This window comes from Gemmobacter denitrificans, from assembly GCF_036964905.1.
Taxonomy (GTDB): Bacteria; Pseudomonadota; Alphaproteobacteria; order Rhodobacterales; family Rhodobacteraceae; genus Gemmobacter; species Gemmobacter denitrificans.
The window spans coordinates 1-21,378 of sequence record NZ_JBALHR010000014.1 but is presented as its reverse complement, the minus strand read 5'-3'; the positions used below and the strand labels follow the sequence as shown (position 1 = coordinate 21,378).

Annotated in this window: 20 protein-coding genes; 9 read left to right on the top strand and 11 right to left on the bottom strand. The window is 61.3% G+C overall.

Going from position 1 to position 21,378, the window contains the following annotated elements; translation table 11 throughout:
• Positions 1-23 precede the first annotated feature (23 nt).
• Complete coding sequence (locus V6590_RS17310; RefSeq protein WP_335424938.1) at positions 24-575, bottom strand: LuxR C-terminal-related transcriptional regulator; 552 nt, start codon at positions 573-575, stop codon at positions 24-26.
• A 151-nt stretch (positions 576-726) separates the two neighbouring features.
• Here V6590_RS17310 and V6590_RS17305 point away from each other — a divergent pair, with 151 nt between their 5' ends.
• From V6590_RS17305 to V6590_RS17295, 3 genes are all read left to right on the top strand, one after another.
• A complete protein-coding gene (locus V6590_RS17305; protein WP_335424937.1) occupies positions 727-1,434 on the top strand; it encodes a CoA transferase subunit A in 708 nt (235 codons plus the stop codon).
• Positions 1,435-1,469: 35 nt separating this feature from the next.
• Positions 1,470-2,096 (top strand): 3-oxoacid CoA-transferase subunit B, encoded by a 627-nt coding sequence (locus V6590_RS17300; protein ID WP_335424936.1) that lies wholly within the window; start codon positions 1,470-1,472, stop codon positions 2,094-2,096.
• Between the two features lie 94 nt (positions 2,097-2,190).
• The gene (locus V6590_RS17295; protein ID WP_335424935.1) at positions 2,191-3,213 is read left to right on the top strand and encodes a LysR family transcriptional regulator; all 1,023 of its coding nucleotides are present in this window, start codon (positions 2,191-2,193) and stop codon (positions 3,211-3,213) included.
• A 24-nt stretch (positions 3,214-3,237) separates the two neighbouring features.
• Here the strand turns inward: V6590_RS17295 and V6590_RS17290 are convergent, their stop codons facing one another.
• The 3 genes from V6590_RS17290 to V6590_RS17280 are packed head-to-tail and all read right to left on the bottom strand — an operon-like array spanning position 3,238 to position 6,027.
• Positions 3,238-4,188 (bottom strand): sugar phosphate isomerase/epimerase family protein, encoded by a 951-nt coding sequence (locus V6590_RS17290; RefSeq protein WP_335424934.1) that lies wholly within the window; start codon positions 4,186-4,188, stop codon positions 3,238-3,240.
• 4 nt (positions 4,189-4,192) lie between these two features.
• Positions 4,193-5,032 (bottom strand): phosphotransferase, encoded by an 840-nt coding sequence (locus V6590_RS17285; protein ID WP_335424933.1) that lies wholly within the window; start codon positions 5,030-5,032, stop codon positions 4,193-4,195.
• A complete protein-coding gene (locus tag V6590_RS17280; RefSeq protein WP_335424932.1) occupies positions 5,029-6,027 on the bottom strand; it encodes an Ldh family oxidoreductase in 999 nt (332 codons plus the stop codon). Before V6590_RS17280 ends, V6590_RS17285 begins: the two co-directional genes overlap by 4 nt.
• A 143-nt stretch (positions 6,028-6,170) precedes the next feature.
• Here V6590_RS17280 and V6590_RS17275 point away from each other — a divergent pair, with 143 nt between their 5' ends.
• From V6590_RS17275 to V6590_RS17250, 6 genes are all read left to right on the top strand, one after another.
• The gene (locus tag V6590_RS17275) at positions 6,171-6,386 is read left to right on the top strand and encodes a hypothetical protein (protein WP_335424931.1); all 216 of its coding nucleotides are present in this window, start codon (positions 6,171-6,173) and stop codon (positions 6,384-6,386) included.
• 160 nt (positions 6,387-6,546) lie between these two features.
• A complete protein-coding gene (locus V6590_RS17270) occupies positions 6,547-7,017 on the top strand; it encodes a gamma-glutamylcyclotransferase (protein WP_335424930.1) in 471 nt (156 codons plus the stop codon).
• Positions 7,018-7,045: 28 nt separating this feature from the next.
• Positions 7,046-8,248, top strand: coding sequence for a pyridoxal phosphate-dependent aminotransferase (locus V6590_RS17265; protein WP_335424929.1), 1,203 nt, complete (start codon positions 7,046-7,048; stop codon positions 8,246-8,248).
• Between the two features lie 17 nt (positions 8,249-8,265).
• Positions 8,266-8,868 carry a LysE family translocator gene (locus V6590_RS17260; protein ID WP_335424928.1) on the top strand — a complete coding sequence of 201 codons (603 nt, stop codon included), beginning with the start codon at positions 8,266-8,268 and terminating at the stop codon, positions 8,866-8,868.
• A gap of 24 nt (positions 8,869-8,892) precedes the next feature.
• The gene (locus V6590_RS17255) at positions 8,893-10,656 is read left to right on the top strand and encodes an NAD(P)/FAD-dependent oxidoreductase (protein WP_335424927.1); all 1,764 of its coding nucleotides are present in this window, start codon (positions 8,893-8,895) and stop codon (positions 10,654-10,656) included.
• 28 nt (positions 10,657-10,684) lie between these two features.
• Positions 10,685-11,209, top strand: a complete 525-nt coding sequence (locus tag V6590_RS17250) for a GNAT family N-acetyltransferase (RefSeq protein ID WP_335424926.1) — start codon at positions 10,685-10,687, stop codon at positions 11,207-11,209.
• An 88-nt stretch (positions 11,210-11,297) separates the two neighbouring features.
• Here V6590_RS17250 and V6590_RS17245 read toward each other — a convergent pair whose 3' ends face one another.
• The 7 genes from V6590_RS17245 to gad form a co-directional block, all read right to left on the bottom strand.
• Positions 11,298-12,959 (bottom strand): alpha/beta hydrolase, encoded by a 1,662-nt coding sequence (locus V6590_RS17245; protein WP_335424925.1) that lies wholly within the window; start codon positions 12,957-12,959, stop codon positions 11,298-11,300.
• A 97-nt stretch (positions 12,960-13,056) separates the two neighbouring features.
• Complete coding sequence (locus V6590_RS17240; RefSeq protein WP_335424924.1) at positions 13,057-14,070, bottom strand: SDR family NAD(P)-dependent oxidoreductase; 1,014 nt, start codon at positions 14,068-14,070, stop codon at positions 13,057-13,059.
• A gap of 64 nt (positions 14,071-14,134) precedes the next feature.
• Positions 14,135-15,223, bottom strand: coding sequence for an SDR family NAD(P)-dependent oxidoreductase (locus V6590_RS17235; RefSeq protein WP_335424923.1), 1,089 nt, complete (start codon positions 15,221-15,223; stop codon positions 14,135-14,137).
• 32 nt (positions 15,224-15,255) lie between these two features.
• Positions 15,256-17,049, bottom strand: a complete 1,794-nt coding sequence (locus V6590_RS17230; protein ID WP_335424922.1) for an alginate export family protein — start codon at positions 17,047-17,049, stop codon at positions 15,256-15,258.
• A 241-nt stretch (positions 17,050-17,290) separates the two neighbouring features.
• Entirely contained in the window at positions 17,291-17,455 is a 165-nt protein-coding gene (locus V6590_RS17225; protein WP_335424921.1) for a hypothetical protein, read from the bottom strand.
• A 226-nt stretch (positions 17,456-17,681) separates the two neighbouring features.
• Positions 17,682-19,445 (bottom strand): aspartate-alanine antiporter, encoded by a 1,764-nt coding sequence (gene aspT, locus V6590_RS17220; RefSeq protein WP_335424920.1) that lies wholly within the window; start codon positions 19,443-19,445, stop codon positions 17,682-17,684.
• An 88-nt stretch (positions 19,446-19,533) separates the two neighbouring features.
• Positions 19,534-20,904, bottom strand: coding sequence for a glutamate decarboxylase (gad, locus tag V6590_RS17215; RefSeq protein WP_335424919.1), 1,371 nt, complete (start codon positions 20,902-20,904; stop codon positions 19,534-19,536).
• Positions 20,905-21,378: the final 474 nt, after the last annotated feature.

The following is a 21,378-nucleotide window of genomic DNA, read 5'->3' as shown; positions in this document are numbered from 1 at the left end:
CCGCAAAATCCTGGCAGAAACCCTCAGGCGAGCAATTTGCGAACCAGTTCAAAGCTGTTGCGGACCTGCAGCTTGCGGATCATGTTGGCGCGATGCACCTCTACCGTGCGGGGGGAACAGCCGATGGTCAGTGCGATTTCCTTGCTGGTAAAGCCGTTCACCATGTAATGCGCCACACGCCGTTCGGCGGCGGTCAGCTTGCCGAACTGGCCTTCCTCCATGCGAACAGGCCGATAGGTCCAGACGGCCAGGCGATGAGGGTCGGACCGGTCGATGGTCGCCCCGCTGCCTTCCATCCAGACCACCTGCCCATCCTTGCGGCGCATGAACCGCTGATCGCGATAGACCTCATGTTCCTGCAGCGCCTTTTCCGCCCGCGCCCCGATCAGATCATAATCGGCCTGACCGGGATACAGCAGCCGGATCGACTGGCCTTCCAGCTCGGCAGCCGACCAGCCGAACACCGTTTCAACCCGGTGATTGGCCCGCAGGATGACCCTGTCGCCCAAAAGCAGCGTGGCATCCGGCGCGTGCTGAAAGGCGCAAGAGTCGCGGTCGCGCACGGAAAGGGGCATGGGGGTCAACATCGGTTCCGCTACTACGTAGGCACATACGTATTCTTACGAATGGCCAGCCCGCTGGCAATGGCCCAGTAATCTTCCTAGGCTGCAGTCCTGCGATGCCAGGGACCGGCACAATCGTGAAACGACAGGGAGTGAGGGTGCGATGACCAAAATCTACCCAAGCGCGCAAGCGGCGCTGGACGGTATCTTGCGGGACGGAATGCTGATCGCGGCGGGGGGGTTCGGGCTGTGCGGTATCCCCGAACTGCTAATCGCGGCGCTGCGCGACAGCGGGGTGAAAGACCTGACGGTCGCGTCGAACAATGCGGGTGTCGATGGGTTCGGGCTCGGGCAACTGCTGGAAACCCGGCAGGTCAAGAAGATGATTTCGTCCTATGTGGGCGAAAATGCCGAATTCATGCGCCAGTATCTGTCGGGCGAACTGGAGCTGGAATTCAACCCGCAGGGCACGCTGGCCGAACGGATGCGGGCGGGCGGTGCGGGCATCCCGGGGTTCTACACGGCAACGGGCGTCGGCACGGTGATCGCCGAGGGCAAGGATGTGAAAACCTTCAACGGCCGCGACTATATTCTTGAAACCGGCATCGTGGCCGATCTGGCCATCGTGAAAGCCTGGAAAGCCGATCCTTCGGGCAATCTGATATTCCGCAAGACAGCGCGGAATTTCAACGTTCCGGCGGCCACCTGCGGGCGGATCTGTGTGGCCGAGGTGGAAGAGATCGTGCCGCTTGGCAGCCTTGACCCCGATCATATCCACCTGCCGGGGATCTACGTGCACCGGTTGGTGCAGGGCACGCATGAGAAACGGATCGAACAGCGGACCACCCGCAAACGCGAAGCAGCGCAGTAAAGCCAAGCGTCGCAAGCAGGAACAGGAGAAAGACCATGTGGGACCGCAATCAGATGGCCGCACGCGCGGCGCAGGAGCTTCAGGACGGGTGGTATGTGAACCTTGGCATCGGGATTCCGACGCTGGTGGTGAACTATATTCCCGAAGGCGTTAATGTGACCTTGCAGTCGGAAAACGGCATGCTGGGCATGGGCCCCTTCCCGTTCGAAGGGGACGAGGACGCCGATCTTATCAACGCGGGCAAGCAAACCATCACCGAACTGCCGCAGACCGCCTATTTCGACAGTGCCACCAGCTTTGCGATGATCCGCGGCGGCAAGATCGCCATGGCGATCCTGGGTGCGATGGAAGTGGCCGAAAACGGCGATCTGGCGAACTGGATGATCCCGGGCAAGCTGGTCAAGGGCATGGGTGGTGCGATGGATCTGGTGGCCGGGGTGGGCCGCGTGGTGGTGGTGATGGATCACACCAGCAAGCACGGCGAATCCAAGGTGCTGAAATCCTGCACCCTGCCGCTGACCGGCAAGGCCGTGGTCAACCGCATCATCACCAATCTGGGGGTGCTGGATGTGGTGCCGGGCGGATTGAAGATCGTGGAACTGGCCGATGGCGTGACCGAGGCGGAGCTGCGCGCCGCGACCGAGGCCACCATCGTCGACTGACGGCCCGCAAGGCCGCATCTTCGGGCCTGTGCCCATGGGATGACCTGCCACGGATCGCATCCGGGCCGTTCATCCTGTGGCGCAGGCCTTTGCCATGGCGGACCGCCTTGCCGGGGTTGACGAAAAGTGGAATGATCCGCGTCAGGTATTCAGCAACGGAAATCCAGGCGTCCTCATGCATCAGGTTGCCAATCGTCTGACGGTGCGCCACCTGCGCCTGATCGCGGCCATTGTCGCCGAAGGCAATCTGCAGCGCGCGGCAGAGGCGCTGAACATGACCCAATCCGCCGTGACCAAGGCGCTCCAGGATGCCGAGGGGCAGATGGGCGTTCAGTTGTTCGAACGCACCAATCGCGGGGTTGTGCCCACCACCTTTGGCAGCAGTCTGGCCGCCCATGCCCGGCTGATCCTGGCGCAAATCGGCAAGGCGGAACAGGAACTGACCGATCTGCGCGACGGATCATCTGGCCATGTCACCATCGGCACGCTGCTGGCGGGTTCGGCCGGGCTGCTGCCCGAGGCGATTGTGCGCCTGCGCCGGGATCGGCCGCGGCTGGTCATCAAGGTGGAGGAAGCCACCAATGATGTGCTGATGCCGGCGCTGCGGGCGGGCGAGCTTGATCTGGTGCTGGGGCGTTTGCCGGAATTCCGTGATCGTGACGGGTTGAAGCAGGAACTGCTGATGAATGACTGCGCGCAGATCGTGGCGCGGCGCGGGCATCCGCTGGCGTCACGAACGGGGATCGGGCTTGCCGATCTTCTGGCCTGTGACTGGATTTTGCCCGGTTCATCAACCACCCTGCGCCGACAGTTCGACAAGGCGTTTCGCGACCAGAACCTTGATCCGCCGCTGCACAGCGTGGAAACCGTGTCATTCCTGACGACGCGCGGGCTTTTGCAGGCGACAGATTATCTGGGGGTCTGGCCGGTGCAACTGGCCCGGCAGGAAATCGCCACGGGTTCCATCGTGGCCCTGCCGGTGCCCTTGCCCACCACCGCCCGCCCGATTGGCATTACGACCCGCGCAGATGACCGGATGCTGCCCGCCGCCGCCAGCCTTGTGGCCTGTTTGCGCGCCGTGGCCGCCGAGGGGGGTTTTGTCACGGTGCCCGCCTGACGACCCGCTTGGCAGCGGGAACCGTCAGCCGGAAAACCTGCATCCCAGGCCGCGCAAAATGGCGTCAAAGGCCGTCTTGCCACGGATCAGCGCCCGATATTCCAGATCAACCAGACGGTCGGGCGCAAGCTGCGATTGATCCAGCACCAGAAAGCCCGGATCAAACGGCGGATCAGCAAAGGCAAAGGCCCCTTCGCCCAGCGTGACCCCGGCCAGCGGTGCACGCTGTGGCCGGATGGGGGCGGAATAGGCCCAGACATTTTCAAAGGTGATCCGCCGCAGCCCGTGATCCAGCAATCGCTTGGTCAGCCGCGCCAGCGGCAGCGCCCCGTCGCCGATGGGCACCCCGGCCACCGTCAACTGCCCGGCATGTTCGGGGCGCACCATCACGTGATCCTTGAAATGCACCGAATGGACATGCGGCAAGACGGCGTCCAGCGCGGCTTCGGGATCCTCCAGCACCATCTGGGAATTGCCGTAATCATACAGGATCTTCAGCGCCGGGTGGCCAACCGTTTCCACGATCCGCGCCAGTTCGGGGCCGGTGAAATCCTCGTGGTTTTCCAGCACGATGGTGATGCCCAGATCGCCCGCAACCGGGGCCACCGCCGCCAGATCGCGGAGGGTGGCGGCCATCATCTGATCGGGGGTGCCGCCATGGCGCGTATAGGTGCGCAAGGAACTGGCCCCCATCCGCGCCGCGACAGTCAGCATTTCGGTCATATGGGCAGGATTGGTGCCTGATGTATCAACCTCAAGGCTGAACCCGATCCCATGCAGATGGTCGCGCAGCCGATCCATGCGCCAGATTTCGCGCCCCCCCAGATGCCGGTATTCGGGATTGTTCAACGACAGGCTGATACCCCGAAAGCCCAGTTCTGCCGCCAGATCGGCATAGGCCACGCAATCGAAGCCGGGCTTGTGGGCAAAGTGGTGCCACAGGCTGAAACTGTGGATGGTGGGTTCAATGATCATCGGGTCATTCCAGGTGGTGCAATTCGGCGGCAAAGGCTTGGGCATAGCGGGCGCGCACCTCGGCTTCGGGCCGGGTTTCGGACCGCCACAGGCAATAGGCAGCCATGCGCCAGGCAAAGCAGGGGCGCAGGGCCAGATAGCGTTCGTGCAGATCGGGGCGGGCCAGGGCCTGCCAGAATTCGGCTTGCTCGGCGTCGGTCAAGGGTGGGTGGTCTGACAGGATCTGAAACGCGGGCGACAGAAAGCTGTAGATGTCTTCCACCAGATCCCCGGCTGCCGGGCATTGCCAGTCGATGATCCGCAATCCCGTGCCCTGACCGATCAGATTGCCGGGCCCAAGGTCGGTATGGATCAACGACAGACGGTTTGGTGGCGGCAGATCGGCTGGAACCGGGCGATTGCCGGGCGGGGCGCTGCAGCGGGCCAACAGCGCGTCACCCTCGGCCAGAATTTCGGCTGGATGCAGGGGCACAGGCCGGAAGCCGGACGGATCGGCAGCCTCCTTGCGCAGCAGCAGCTGTGCCACATCGGCAGTGCCCCTCTGCCATGGCCTGCCCTCGACATAGTCGTAGATCATCACCGAAGCTTCGGGCCAGAACCCCAACAGCTGCGGCGCGACATCCAGTCCGGAAAGCCGCTGCAAGGCGCGGGCTTCATCTGCGGGGCGGTTGGGAAACAGCGTGCCCGCCGTTTCGGGGGCAAAGCGTTTCAGCACCAGCCTTGCGGAACCCGTGGTGACCAGCAACACCTCGTTCAGATAGCCGCCCTTCAGGCTGCGCAGGATGACCGGGCCTTGCCACAGACCCGCATCCCGCAACAAAGGGGTAACCTGATCTTCGGTCATGCAAAGGCGCGCAGGCGCGACAGCAGCCTGTCCTCGATCTGCAACCCTTCGACTGCCAGCCGCTGCTTGTTCGCTTCACGCCGGGCATTGGGGAGCCGTGCTCCCGCCTGACTGGTGATCGAGGCGACAAGCCGCGCAATCGTGGCATCAAAGCTGCCGCCCGAAAGCCTGTCGGGGTCTATCGCGATGAAGAACTGGCCATTGTCGATGGGCTGCCCGTCATTTTCGGTGAAAGACCCCTGATCGGGGCCAAGCCGCCCCCCGGCAAGGGCTGCGCAGAGAACCTCGACCAGCAAGCCGATGGAGAACCCCTTGACCCCGCCCGCCGGCGCCATTGATCCGGCCAAACCCGCCTCGGCGTCGGTGGTGGGTTGCCCGTCGGCATCCAGGGCCCAGCCCAGCGGGATGGGCTGCCCGGCCTCGGCCGCGCGTTTGACGGCTGTCCATGCCACCGCCGTGGCGGATTGATCGACCAGAAAGGCAATCTGCCCGCCCGGCGCAGGAACCGCATAGGACAGGGGATTGGTGCCGATGATCGGCTGGTTTCCCCCCACGGGGGCAACAGTTGGCACCGCATTCGTGGCGCCAAGGGCAAACAGCCCGGCCCGTGCCAATGTGCCGGTGTGAAACCCCAAGGTCGCCGCGTTGTAGGAATTAAAGACCGCCATCGCCGCAATGCCCTGGGCCTTTGCCGCCGGAACAAGATGGGCAAACCCGGCCTCGATCGCCGGATGGGCAAAGCCGTGCCGTGCATCCACCCGAAAGCTGCTGGCCGACAGGGCGGTGACCTGTGGTTCAGCCCGGCCATCCACCTTGCCGCTGCGCAGATGCTGGCAATAGTAATCCAGCCAGTAGAACCCGTGCCCTTCAAGCCCGGCCAGTTCGGTATCCAGAATGGCCTCGGTGAAGTAGGGGGCATGGTGCGGGGCCAGACCGCTGCCGATCAGGGCGGCCCGGATCAGATCGTGCGCGGCGGTGACAGTCAGAACTGGCATTTCTGCCTCCGGCTTGGGAAGACACCAACACCCGAAGGGGACTGTGTCGCGCGGCAAAGGTCTGTCTTGTTCGCGACCGAGGTCCATTGAATGCGACCCGCTGCATGGCCTCTGTGTCTGCGCTGGCGCAGGAGCCACCGAGGATGGATTCGGCACCACTACTCGCCTTTTTGTTGAAAATGCAACGAAGCACAATTTTCCTGCGCGACTGTGCAGATGAAGCCATCATTCGCGTGTTTGCTGCTGTGCCGCCCTGCGTGGCCAGGGTGTTTCAAGACGAAGCAGCCCTTTGGTGCGCCCTGTCATTTCCGCCACGCCACCGCGCGATCACCCTTGGGTTCAAATACCTACTGCGCTGATAACATGACGAAAACCTTTCGAAAAAATCTTGTCCGGACGATCAAATTACGCCCCGAAATTTCATCTATTTGGCAAGATATATGAATCTCGGAGAAAGCATTTGACAGCACAATCGTAAATGTATAGCTCCGTACGTGCTCGTTCTGGGGTTGTGCGAAAATGATCATCTATTTTGCCTATGGGTCAAACATGGATGTTGACCGGTTGGAAAAAGAACGACTCAACAAGGAAAATATATTTTCCATTTCTCGCAGCCTTGGGCGACTGGACGGATTTCGCCTCTTGTTCAATAAACCGTCTGCTTATTTCATAGGCGCCGGCGCCGCAAATATCGAAGAAGATGCCGACGCGCATGTTTATGGCACCCTGAACCGGATGCCTGAAACGGGGCTTGAGGTGCTTGATCGTTATGAGAATGTCGCCACTGGCCAGTATGAGCGGCTTGAGGTGGATGTTTACGATCATGCCAGCGCCGCGACAGTTCGGGCGACGACCTATGTGTCGCGCAACCATAACATCGACGGGCTGAAACCGCGGGCTGGCTACATGGCGCATGTTTTGGGCGGGGCTGACGTGCTTCCCCCTGACTATACCGCCTGGCTGCGCGCGCTGCCCATCATGCCAGACTGACTGGCCCCCTTCAGGAAAACGCGTCACAATGTCGATCATCGCCAAATCGATTGCCCATATCCAGCCGTCGCAAACCATCGCCATCACGCAAAAGGCGCGCAACCTGAAACTGGCTGGCGCGGATGTCATCTCGATGTCCACGGGCGAGCCTGACTTCGATACGCCGGATCACATCAAGGAAGCTGCCATCGCCGCAATCCACCGGGGCGAAACCAAATACACCAACGTCGCTGGCGTCCCCGAACTGCGCGAGGCGATCGCCCGCAAGTTTCTGCGCGAGAACGGCCTGACCTACCGGGCCGAGGAAACCATCGTCGGAACCGGCGCCAAGCATGTGATTTACAATGCGTTTCGGGCCAGTCTTGATCCAGGCGACGAAGTGATCGTGCCCGCGCCCTATTGGGTCAGCTATCCCGAGATGGTCGCCTTGTGCGGTGGGGTTCCGGTCTGTGTGCCCACCACGCAGGCCCATGCGTTCAAGCTTCAGCCCGAGGCCCTGGAACAGGCGATCACGCCGCGCACCAAATGGGTGCTGCTGAATTCGCCGTCAAACCCTTCGGGCGCGGCCTATACGCGTGACGAGCTTTCGGCGCTGATGGCAGTGCTGATGCGGCACCAGCATGTCTGGCTGATGACCGACGACATGTATGAACACCTCGTCTATGACGACTTTGAATACACCACGGGCGCGCAGGTCGAACCCGCCATGCTGGAACGCACGCTGACGATCAATGGCGTTTCCAAGGCCTATGCGATGACGGGCTGGCGGCTGGGTTACGCTGCGGGCCCAAAGCCCTTGATTGATGCGATGGTGCTGCTGCAGGGGCAACAGACCTCCGGGACCTGTTCGATTGCCCAATGGGCTGCGGTTGCCGCGCTGGACGGCCCGCAGGACCACCTGTTCCGCTTCCGTCGTGCCTTTGATGATCGGCGCCATCTGATAACCTCGATGCTGAATCAGGCACGCGGATTGGCCTGTCTTTTGCCCGAAGGTGCCTTTTACGTTTTTCCTGCATGCACACAGACCTTTGGAAAAACGACGGCTGGCGGACGCCTGATCACTTCGGACGAGAGCTTTGTATCGGCCCTTCTGGAAGAAACGGGCGTCGCGGCAGTTCATGGTTCGGCTTTTGGCCAATCCGGCAATTTCAGACTCTCATACGCCACCAGCAATGACGCGATCACCCAGGCCTGCATTCGCATTCAGGAATTTTGCGGCAGCCTACGTTAAAAAGGAACGCCTGAAACATGACCATTCTGGGAATACCCTATATAGCGCTCGCGCTATATTACTGGACCATGTCTGTAACTCCGGGACCGAACAATGTCATGTTGACAATGTCCGGTGTGAATTTCGGGTTCAACCGGACTGGTCCGCATATCCTTGGGATTGCTATAGGTTGTGCAGTGCAGACCTTTCTGCTGTGCATCGGTTTTGGCGTGTTGTTCGAGTATTTTCCGGCCTTGCAGACCATCCTGAAATGGGCCGGGGCGGCGTATCTGATCTACCTTGCGATGAAGCTGGTGGGGGCAAAGGTTGCCAATGCCGAAGCAAAGCCCAAACCGCTGACCATGTCGGAAGCGGCGTTCTTTCAGTTCATCAATCCCAAGGCATGGGTAAAGGCCACCACGACGGCGTCGATCTTCATGCCGGTCGGCACGTCGATCCTGGCGTCGGGCCTTGCGATCTTTACCGTCTGCACGGCGGTCAACGTCGTTTCTTCGTCGCTGTGGGCAGGGTTCGGCGTGGGTATCCGCAAACTGCTTAGCACCCCCGTCTACCTGAAGGTTTTCAATTATTCGATGGCCGCTCTGCTGATCGGGACGGCCGCATATGTCGTTCTGGTCTGAAGCGGCCTAAAAACGGGATGAAACATGAGCTTTCTGCTTCTTTCGCGCGTGGCGGATACGGTTCTTGAGGAACTCGCAACCGACACTTTGCACTATCGCCACGATCTATTGCGCAAGGGGCCACGCCATCTGTCGCGGTTCCTGCGCAACACGCCGGTTTCGGTCATCGTCACATCGGATGATCTGGATCCCGATGTCCTGACCGAATGGGCACGGGCCGCAAACCGGCCGGTCTATCTGGCCTGCTATGGCGATACCGCTGGCCGTGCCCAGCTTCTTAGCCGCGCGACCGAGGCGAATGTGCAGGTTGTTGCGCCCGCCGCCACGGTGACCGAGGCGTTCCAGCGGGCCGAACAGCGCCTGTGTCTGGACCGGTTCGGGAATCTTGGCCACACGGCGCTGCGCAAGCACATCACCTTTGTCGGGGCCGGGGTGGTCAATCTGATCGTGGCACATTTCGCGCTTCGCGAGGGTCACAGCGTATCGTTCATCGACGCCCGCCCCGATCCGCGCCGGGGTGCCCATTGGCGGCGGCTGGGGTGCAGCGCCGGTGGCGGCAATGCACGCATGTTCACCCTGTCCGAGATGGACAATTATAACTGCCGCAGCATCCATGATGACATGAACTGGCAATTTTCGCGCAGCGTGCGGGAAAACGGCTGGAACGTCATTCCTTCGACCGAATTGAACGCCGACGAACGCCAGTGGATCGACAGTTTCGAGAACATCCCCTCATGGCTGGCCGACAGCTATAACGAGGCGATCTTCCGGTTCAATCGCGAAAGCCACCCGATGTGGGACCGCTGGATCAGCGAAGAACCCGAGCTGTTCGCCGACTCCGGCCTGCAGCCTGATATTCTGCGGGTCTATTCGAACCAGCGCCATTTTGAGACCTCGCGCGCCAGGCAGGAACGCGTCGGTGCCAAGCTGCGCGATGTGTCGATCGATCACCTGGCCGAAGAACAGCCGATCCTGCAACCGGCCATTGCCGCGGGTCAGATCATTGGCGGCGTCTATGTTCATGGCTTCACCGTGAACGTGCATCGCTTCATGATGAATCTGATCGACCGCTTTGAACGGGCGGGGGCGGAATTCCGCTGGGATACCGAAATGACGCGGATCATCACCTCGGGCGAGGCGCGGATCGACGGTATCGAACTGTCAACCGGCGAACGGATCGGCGGCAATATCGTGATTGCGCCGGGCGTCTATGCCGGCGCGGCGCTGAACGGCACAGGAACCCAACGCCAGATTTGCGGGGTTCTGGGTGCCTGGTTGTCACTGCCCGACCCTGAAGGCGGGCTGCGGAACTCGCTCAAGCTGGCACGGTTGGGCCACATCACCGAAGATGCCAATGTCACGGTGGGCTGGAACGAACAGGGCGAGCGCTGCGCGATCATCGGGTCTGGCTATGGGTTCACGGGGTTCAACCCCGACAACATCGACCCCGATCTGCTGGAGGCCATCTATGATGGGCTGAAGGACACCGCCGCCACCTGTTTCCCCGAACAATTTGCGGCGATGATGGACGCGGGCACCCTGAACGACACGCTGAAATACTGCGTGCGGCCCTGGACACCTTCGGGGCTGGGCCTGTTTGAATCGTTCAAGTCGCCAGAGTCCTGCGTGGTGATCATCGGCGGGCACAATACCGGGGGATTTGCCCAGGCCCCCGCCATTGGTGCCGCTGTGGTCGCCGCGATGCGCAATGACCGCCATCAGATGCACGCCGATTACCATGCGGATCGGTTGAAGCTGATGGCGCGACCGATGCCAGAACTTGTCTGATCGTCCGGCCACAATCTGCCGGATCGAGATGCTGAACGCCAAGGCCCATGCAGCTCCGCTTTTTGAGGCGCTGCATGGGCCTCGGAACGCCGCGCTCTGGCGGTATCTGCGCGAGGACCCGGCCGAAACCGTCGCGGCACTGCTGCGGCGATTGACCGACTGGACCGCATTGCCCCATGTGCGGGCGCATGTCTTTTTGTCTGCGACGGGCGAAATGCTCGGCATGGGTGCGCGCCTGCATCGGCAGTTTCACGATCACCCCGAATTACGCCCGGGCCCCTATGTGGAACTGGCGGCGATTGTCTTTCGCCTGTGCGACCACGGAACCGGGCTGCCCCAGCTGGGTGTGGCGCAGCTTGTTTCCCTGGCGTTGTCGGATCGGGGGGTGAACGGCTGCCTCTGGCGCTGTGCGACGGACAACATCGCCTCGGACCGCTTCGCGCGCAAACTCGGATTTCGGCACTATGCCACCGCCCCTGATGGCATCGCAAAAGGCATGGCCCGTCACAGTCATTTCTATGTGCTGGAACGGCCCGGCTTTATCCCCGCTTGATATCCACCCGGCACATGACCGGTAGATTGCCAGATGCACGACCGGGCTTCGGTGCGGCTTTCCTGGAAATACCGGACACCCTGATCCGTTACAGCCCTTCGGCCACAAGCCGGGCGCGCAATTGTTCAATCCCGGCGGGCGTCCAGCCCTTTGGCTCCAGCAGCGCGACCCAGGCATCCAGATAATCGGATGCGGCATAGACATGGCCAAACCCCCTGGGCGTTCCGGCGGCGGTGGCCATATCCAGCGCCATCTGCAGGTAGCTGACCACCGGAATCCAGTGCAGACCGGGCGAGATATCGGCCGGGCGCGACGCGGTGAAGATGCGCGGCGGGGCAATCACCCGACCAGGTTCAAAGAACACGATCGGGTCTGACGGATATTGCAGATAGGCAATGCGCAGGGGCCCCCAATCAGCGCTGCCCTCGCCCAGGAAATTGTCCTGGGTGGTAAAGCGGAACATCCGGCCGTCACTGTATCGGGGCCGCCAGACCGGCGTTTCCGGAACACGGTTTTCCACCACCACATTCCAGGTGCGGCTGGCAAAGGGTGGCCCGGCCCAAAGCGCGCCATGAAACGGATCGCCCATGATGTCATACACATCGACCGCCAGATCAGAATTCAGCGCGCCAAGGCTGAGCCCGAACAGGAAAAGCCGTGGGCGCCGATCCTTGGGCAGCGCCGTCCAGTGGCCATAGACGGCGCGGAATACCTCTTGCGCGGTTTCGGCCCCGCGTTCGGGTTCGACAAACAGCGAAAGCCAGCTTGGCAGATAGGAGTATTGAACCGATACCGTCGCAACATCGCCATGCAGCAGGTATTCCAGCGGCTGTGATGCCGCCTGGTCAATCCAGCCGGTGCCGGTAGGCGTGGCAATGACCAGCGTGCCCCGGTCAAAGGCCCCCGTCCGCTGCAGTTCGGCCAGCGCCAGCCCCGCGCGCTGTTCCGGGGTCTTTGCCGAATTCACCCCGACATAAACCCGGATGGGTTCCAGCGCGGGTTGGCCGGTCAGTCCGGTTATTGCAGAAGCATCGGGTGCGGCCAGCATGTGATCGCGGCCCTGCGCGCCCAGACTGCTCCACGAGACAAGCGACCCTGCCGTGCCCGATTTCAATGCGCTGGCCGGTGGCGATGTCTCGGTCGGGATCAGGGCATCCAGCCGGGCGTAACTGGCGTCCAGCATGTTGATCAGGCCACGACCCAGCACACCCGATCCGATTGACCAGAACAGGACAGAGGCCACGACAAACCCCATCAGCAACGCCGCCCGCACCGGCAATGCGATCGTCATCATCCGCGCGAAGATCAGCCAGGCCCGGCGGAAGATCCGCCCGAGAAGCAGCAGGATCGTCGCCACGGCCAAGGCCACGGCAGCCACCAAAAGGGTGCGGTAGTCCTCAAGCGGCGGCATCTGCATCGCCTGACGCACGCCGTTCTGCCAATCGGTGACCTGCATCAGGCCCGCCACGATAAGGAAAACCGTCAGCGCAAGGCGAACCCACATGTCACGCAGGTGGATGGGCTGGCCCTGCTTGACCAGTTCCAGCATCCGCAGGCACCACAGGATCGCAGCCGCAAAGCCATAGCCCAAGGCAAAACTGAGTCCGGAAACCACGCCCTGCAACAATTCGGTTCTGGGCACCAGACTTGGCGCCAGGGAAGATCTGAAGGCGAAGGCCCCCAGGAGCAGGCCATTGGGAAGCAGGGGGGAAAGCAGGCTCCGGTCAACAAGGCCCTGCACTTTTTGCATCATCTTGGCACGCACGCTGTGGGGACCGGGGAAATCCCCTGGCCCGAAGGGCGCCGCCTGCGCACCGATGCTCTGGGGCGCAGGCGACAACTGGGCATCAATAGCCGGTCCAGCCGCCATCCGTCGCATAGATCGCGCCGGTGAAGTTCGATGCCTCATCTGACAGCAGGAACAGCATCATCGACACCTGCTCCGCCACCGTGGCGGGGCGGTTGTTCGGGTCAGTCCAGGCCAGAATGCTGTTGGTCTTGATCGACCCCATCGCCGGGCCGGTGCTTTCCTTCATCGACGCTGCGACCATCGCGCCCGCCCGGGCCACCATGGGCGTATCGGTCGCCGCCATGTTCACCGAATTGACCCGGATACCATAGGGCGCATAGTCGATGGCGGCGTTCTTCGTCAGACCATTGACCGCATGTTTGCTGGCCACATAGGCCGGATTGCCCGCAAGCCCCGTCATCCCGGCGATCGAGCCGACATTCACGATCGATCCGCCCTTGCCCTGTTCGACCAGATAGCGCAGTTCCGCGCGCATCGACAGGAACATGCCAAGCGCATTGCTGCGGAACACATTGTCCCAGTAATCTTGCGTGGCTTCATGGATGCGGGCAAAGATCAGCGGCTTTTGTGCAGCATAATCATTCGGTTCGCCCGAATGAACGCCATCCATCACGCCGGCATTGTTGATTGCCCCATCCAGCCCGCCGAAGTTCGACACGGCAGCCTGCACGGCGGCCTCCATCGTTGCGGCCTCGGCCACGTCTCCGAACACGAAAACGCTCTGGCCGCCCTCGGCGCGGATGGCCGCATCGGTCGCCTCGCCCAGATCCTTGATCCAGTCCACGCCGACGACATTGGCACCTTCACGCGCCAGACGGATCGCCGCAGCGGCACCCATGCCCCGGGCCGAACCGGTCACGATGAAGGTCTTGCCTGCGAAACGGCCCGGAATGTGATAGTCGGGATCGGTCGGTTTCATCGGCACAAGCGCATTGCGCCCCGGCTTGCCACCCGGCACCTGCGCCTCTGCGGCGTCAGAGGTGATGGTGGCCGCTGCGGCGATGGTGCCAGCGGCCAGTGTCATGCCCTTGAGGACATCGCGTCTTTCCATGTCGATCACTCCGGGTGAAGGGGGAAGGGGCCCGGCCACCGCGTTGCGGTAGCCGGGCGTCATGTCAGAAAATGGTGAAGCCGCCATCGGTGTTGTAGGTCGAACCCGTGATGTTCGATGCCTCCTGCGACAGCAGGAACAACATGATCGCCACCTGTTCGGCCGAGGTCGATCCGCGTTTCTTCTGATCGCTGAACTGCAGCAGGCTCATGCTCTTGTACAGGCCGATGCCGGTATCGGCGTAATTGGTTGCGCGACGCTGATCGATGATTTCAAAGGCCCGTTCGAACATCGGGGTAATCGTGGTGCCCATGCCGACCGAATTGATCCGGATGCCGAAGGGGGCGCAATCGATTGCCGCGCTTTTGGTGATGCCCTGAACCGCATGTTTGGACGACACATAGGGAACCGTACCGCCAAAGCCGCGAATCCCGGCGACCGACGCCACGTTGACAATGGCCCCGCCGCGGTTCTGCGCGATCATCTGGCGGATCTGGTGGCGCATGGAATAGAAGGTGCCATAGACGTTCACCTTGATCACGCGATCCCAGTATTCATCGCCCGCCTCATCGATCCGGGCCATCACCCGATGGGTCTGGTTGACGTAATCAATGGGTTCATCCGGGTGCAGCGCATCCATCACGCCCGCGTTGTTGATCGCACCATCCAGCCCGCCATAGGTATCGACGGCCAGTTTCACCATCTTTTCGCAGACGGCATTGTCGGCGATATCGCCGCCCAGAAAGACCGCCTTGCCCCCCGCCGCGTTGATTTCGTCGATCACCTTGGCGCCCAGCTCTTCCAGGATGTCCACGCCGACCACATTCGCACCTTCGCGGGCCAGACGACGTGCGGCAACCTCGCCCATGCCGCGGGCCGATCCGGTGACGATGATGGTCTTGCCCTCGAACCGGCCGGGGATGAAATAATCATCCGAAACCGGCACCACATTCTGCCGACCTGGAATCGCCGCATCCTGCGGGGTCCAGGGTTCGGCATAGGGGCCAAAGCCAAGCGCGACGTTCTGCGCCTCTTGTGCTTCGGCGGCAGTCGCACCCACGGTTCCGGCGACGCCGCCCGCAGCAGCAACGCCCAGGGCCCGCAGAAAATCACGGCGTTCGATGCCTTCTGCATTATCGGTGTCGTCAGTCATTTCAGAGTCCTTTCAACTGAAGTGATTTGGAATCAGAACGCGTAACGCACAAAGACCATCGCACTCAGCCAGTCTTTGGCAGACCCGCCAAGTGCTGACTTCACAGCATCACCGGGAACCGTGTAGGCGATGTGACCGTGAACATAGGTATTCTTTGATTTGAACCACTTGACCGTCACGTTGGCTTCATAGCCATAGTCGTGATCGCTCAGGAACGACAGCGCCGGATTGCCGCCGATATTGTTCAACTGATCGGCCTTGAAGGCCCAGAGCTGCGGCACGATTTCCACGCGCGGCGCAACCTTCAGCCGGGCCTGGATCCGGTGGGCGATGACGTTGCTATCCTGAACCACCTTGAAGTGGTTCGCACCTTGCACCCATTGCTCGCCATTGCCGCCCGACAGCAGCGGGTCCCAGCGTTCATAGGTCGAGGTCGTCGGATCGTCACCCGAGAAATACGAAATCCTGTAGCTGACCGAAGGCGACCATTTCGCCTGGGGCAGGCTATAGCCCAGTTCAACCCATCCGGCCCGCGCATCCATGTCGAAATTGCGATTGGTCTGCCGCGCGATTTCGCCCCCGAAAAACGGCCCCGCCACGTTGGAGGGGTTGGGCTGATAGGTGAACCGCGCGTCGATCAGTTCCAACCCGTCGCGGGTGCCGATGATGGTGCCCGTCGGACCGAAATAGTTTGAACGCGATTGCGGCACGGTCAGGTAAGAGGCGCCGAACTTGAATCCGTCAAAGGGTTTGGTTTCAAGGTTCACCCCGGCGATGCGGGTCTTGGTGTCCAGGGTCGGCAATTCGTCGGGATCGACATAGAAGGCTTCGAACCTGGTGTCGTTATAGCTCAGTTGTCCCAACACCAGCAGGTCAGATGACCAGCGCGCATTGGCCTGAAGCGCCGCGCGCTCTTCGCCGTTGGCGGCCGTGTTCGCAATCAGAAAGGCATTGGCCAGGGTGAACCGCTGCCGACCTGCCGTCAGATTGTAGCTCAGCCGGTTGCCCTGTTCATCGGTATTGCCGCCGACAATTCCGACATAGGCATCTTCAAAGAAGGTGTGGGACCGGGTCTTGTCGGTGAAAAGTTCCTGACCGTAAGAGCCCGCAGTGATCGCGCTGACCCCGCCATACAGATACAGGTTCGAATGGATCGGCGTGATGCCGTAAAGCCCGTAATGCAGGTAGCCCTCGACCCAATCGTCATAGCCCTTTCCAGAGGGGGTACCATTGACCAGTGGATTGCCGTTCAGCATCAGGTCGGGCCGACCATACCATGCGTTGTTGTTCGCGTAGTACAGCGCAAGCGCATCCAGCCGGAACTTCAGCATGGTGCCGTTGCGATCATAGATCAGCGGAAAATCCTTGCTGTCACCGGTCAGCGCATAGCCGCGCCCTTCCGCCGCCCGCGCGCCGTCGGCCAAGGTCACATTGATCGTCAGGTCAACATTTCCGGTGGCGCCCGGCGCGGCGTCATAGTCGATATTGGCCACACCGGCGGCGCGGCGGGCGGTGCCAAGCGCGAAATCCATCCCCTGTTCCGAAAAACGCGCGCCCGGATACAGTGACAGCGCACGGCGCACCGCATCTTCCGCCCGGGAATTGATCGCGGCGTCGGCGCTCGGGTTCACGATCCTGACTGTGACAGCCCCGATCTCGAGGTTGCCGAAGGGCGAGCCTTCGCTGACACCCTGCGCAGAAACCGCCGCGCCGGAAACGATCACGGCCATCGCGGCGCAGGCCACCAGTGCGGTTGTGCGCAGCAATTGCATAATCTGCCGTTCTGGCTTTCCTGCCGCGCCTTTCCCCAGGATGCTGACCATCATGTCCCCCGACCAAAGTTCACGACAAAGTGTAGTCTACTCTGGCGCGAAAGACAGCGCTCTGCGCATATTTTTGCAATCCGTTACGTGACTCTGTGACGCAGGTTGACAACAGGATCGAATGGTGGGGTGGCATCAGCCAAGATCAGAAGGTTGCACCCCTGCGACTGAAACTGCGTTCTGACTGGTGTCTAGAACAACCCGCTTTCCGGCCGGACCGTCATGCAGGGTCAGCCCCAGCAGGCTAGCCACGGCCGAAACCATGGATCAGGCCGAAAACGCAGCGGGGGCGGCGGGGGCGGCTGCCCTTGTCCCGTTGCAACTGCAGGTTTGTGCGGGTGGTGTCATGCGCCCCAGGCGCAGGCGCAAGCAGGTACAGGATACAGGCCAGCAGAAATGCGCGGATCACGATGCAATCCCCTCCGGGCCAGCCAGATGGAAGGCAAGGCCGGGATGGCCACCTTCGATCGGCACTGTCTGCGGATCGTTCTGCCACGCTGGTCGAGATCAAGTGCCAAACGGCGGCCGGCCATGATAATGACCGCCGCAAATTCTGATCCCGGCGAAAAGCTGGGGTCCATGTCCCGGCAGGGCACCCTGAAAACTGCAACCCGATCGGTGTCAAAGCCCCGAATTCAGGGGCCTGTAGATGTCACGGCTGCGGGGGCCGGGGGCGCCGGGGGCACACCGGTCGGTCCGGCCTGAATCAGCAGGATGACGGCCAGCCCCCATAGTGTCAGCAATGTATTGGACACCGCATAGGGCACCGTATAGCCCAGCATGGGCACATTGCTTTTCGCGACATCGCCAACCATGGCCACCGAAGCGGTTGAGGTGCGCGCGCCACCACAACAGCCCAGATTGATCGCCGGATCAAAGCGAAAGACATATTTTCCGATCAGCGGGGCAAGGATCATCGGTGTCGCCGTGGCAAAAATCCCGGTCAGAAAGATGCCAATGCCGGCCTGTTGCAAACCTGCGATGAAGGTCGGGCCAGCCGTGATCCCGACCACGGCGATGAACACATTCAAACCAACCGAATTCATGAACCAGAGCGTCGATTCAGGCACATTGCCCAGGCGCGGATTGACAGTCCGATACCAGCCCAGAACGAGCCCGGCAATCAATGCGCCGCCAGCCGTACCCAACGTGATGGGAACGCCATGCACCGGCAGGATCAGCGAACCGATCAACCCGCCAATACAGATGCCAAGCCCGACCAGAACCATGTTGGTCACGGTCGTCGGGCGGTCGGCATAGCCAAGGGCTGCCACCACCCGGTCGGTATTGGTCTTGGTTCCGGTGATACGCATGATATCGCCGCGATGAAGCCGGGTTTGTGCAAGGATCGGCACCGCCATGCCCGCTGTCCCGCGTCGGATCGCGTTCAGGTAAACGCCCCGCGCGAAAGGTTCTTTTGCAAGGTCGATCAGCGTGGCGCCATCTGCGCGCTTGTTGGTCACCAGAACATCCACCGTTTCAAGCGGAATGTCGATCAGATCGCGATCCTCGATCTCTTCGGTCAGGTTTGACAGCGCCACCAAGGCCTCGCGCCGCCCCGATACAGCCACGATATCGCCTGCCTCAAGCACCGTGTCCGGTGTCAGTGCCACAAGCTTGCCGCCCTTGCGCAGCCCTTCGATGAACAGTCTTTCACCCTTGGCTGCGGATTCTGCGGCGGCGATGGTCTGCCCGGTCACCTGTCCCTTTGCCGGAATCCGGAAAGCCCGGATTTCGTGCTGGTGCCATGCGCTGCCCATGCCCGCCGCGGGCGCCCCCATCGAATGTTCACGTTCATACCGCGCACATTCTTCGACCAGATTGATCCGCAGAAGTTTTGGGCCAAGAAAGGCAAGGATCCAACCGGTTCCCACTGTTCCGAAGATATAGCTGATGGCATAGGCGACGGGGATCAGGTTCTCTTCGGCAATCAGTTGATCGCCGCCAAGACCAGAACGCACCATCGCATCCGTTGCGATCCCGATCGAGGCGGAAATGGTCTGCGATCCGGCCAGAAGCCCGGCAGCAAGGCCGGGGCCATAGCCCATCACCATGGCCCCGCCAACCACGCAGGCCAGCACGATCAGGCAAATCACAACGGCAAATACCGCCTGTGGCAATCCATCCGCCGCGACGCCGCGCACGAATTGCGGCCCGACCCCATATCCGACGGCAAAAAGGAACATGATGAAGAAGATCGATTTGATCTGGGGCGAGACATCAATCCCGATCTGGCCGATCACGATGCCGACCAGCAGCGTTCCCGTGACGGCGCCAAGGGTAAAGGTGCCAAATTTAATCGCCCCGACCCAATAGCCAATGGCCAGTGTGATGAAGATCGCAAGCTCGGGATGCGTCCTCAGAGACGTCAGTATCCAGTCGGTGATGGGTGTCAGCATGGCGGGCATGTCTCCTGAACGCAGGGCAGGGCGCATCGCAGCGCGGAACCGCCATCACGGCCGGTTCCGCGCCGGGATCATATTGGCATCAGCACTTGCTCGGGGTGACCATATGCGCGGCATGCAGTTCGGGTGGCGTGGCATTGCCTCCATGCTGCTCCAGCCACTCGCAGGCCGCGATGATGTCCTGGGCCAGACCTTTCAACACATTGCGGTTCAGATGCGGCCGCACCACGACGCGCAGCGAATTCACCTGCTCTGCATCGGGTGGCATCGCATAGGCCGACAGAACCCAGCCCCGTTCCCGCACCTTGGCAGAGACGTCGAATTCGTTGAAGGTCTTGTATTCATCCTTCAGCGTCAGCGCGACGACGGGAATCCGCTGGGTTTCGTTCATGATGGTGAAGTATCCGCTGTCGAGCAGAAGCGTGCGCAGATACTGCGAATTCTCCACCGTGCGTGTCATGATCCGCTGATAGCCTTCGAAACCCAAGCGGATGAACCCGTAATACTGCAGCGCAATCTGGGCCGCGTTGCGCGAAAAGTTCAGCGTCGCTGTCGGCATCTCGCCGCCCAGGTAATTGACATAGAAGATCAGGTCTTCGTTGAAAACCTTGCGCTCCCGAAACACAACCCAGCCAAGGCCCGGTGGGACAAGGCCAAACTTGTGCCCCGACGCGTTGATCGACTGCACACGCGGCAGACGGAAATCCCATTTGTAATCGGGATAGCAGAACGGGTTTACAAAGCCGCCGGAAGCCCCATCGATATGCATGGGAATGGAAATGCCGGTGCGCTTTTCATAAGCGTCCAGCCAATCGTGGATTTCCTGAATCTCGTCATCTTCGCCGGTGAAGGTCTGCCCGGCAATGGCAACGACGCATATGGTGTTTTCATCGACATATTTGTCCAGATGCTCCGCCGTCAGGCGATAGTTTCCGGGTTTCAGCGGAACAATGCGGGGTTCCACGTCAAAGTAGCGCAGGAACTTCTTCCACACGATCTGCACATTGCCGCCAGTGACCATGTTGGGGCGCGTGGCGTCCTTGCCGGCGGCTTCGCGCGCCTGCCGCCAGTTCCATTTATGGGCCAGCCCCGCCAGCATGCAGGCCTCGGATGACCCGACAGTGGCCGCCCCATAGGGTTCAACATCCGCAGGGCCGTTCCACAGCTTGTGCAGCCATTTGACCATCCGCCGTTCCATGGCGAACAGTTGCGGATACATGTCATGGTCGATGTGGTTCTTGAGGATATGCTCGCGGGCGAGTTCCATCTCCTCGGGTTCCATGAATGTGGTCACGAAGGACGAAAGGTTCATCTCCGGCTTGGCATCGGTCCATGCTTCGCTGTTGACGATCGCCTTTGCGGCGCGGGCGTCCATCCCGGTCGCAGGCATATGGTCATCACTGATTTCGGTGTTGAACATGTCCCATTGGGACATCGGGCCTTTGGCATCCATTTACTCCCCCATTCGTTATTGTCGGCATACCCATGGCGGATTGCCGCCTAAGGTTGAGTTTGCCTGAGGCAATGCCACAATCAAGGGTTTTCGGAAGGAACTACCTTCAGTGACGCAATGTCGGATGACAGGAGGCGGGCACGATTTTCGCCAGGACCTTGGCAAACTGCATCTGGATCCCGTTCATTGCACAAGCAAAACTGGCAGCAGAGCGCCCGGATCGTGCTGCGCCTCGTGCAGTGTTCCGGAGCATCGGCGTGACGCGTGCCTTTCCTGTTCCCGATTGGTTCGGATAATTCCGGCTCGCGACTCCCTGTTGCTGGCCTGTATCCCAGAATACGAGGCCGGGCCCAGGATCTTTGGGCAGATGTGGATTTGTTGCAGGCGCAGCCATTGCGGGCTAGGGTCCAGACTCATTGATCGTCAAAGCCAGAAGATGACGGTTGCGGCGAGGGCGACGGCGGAGAGGAAGGT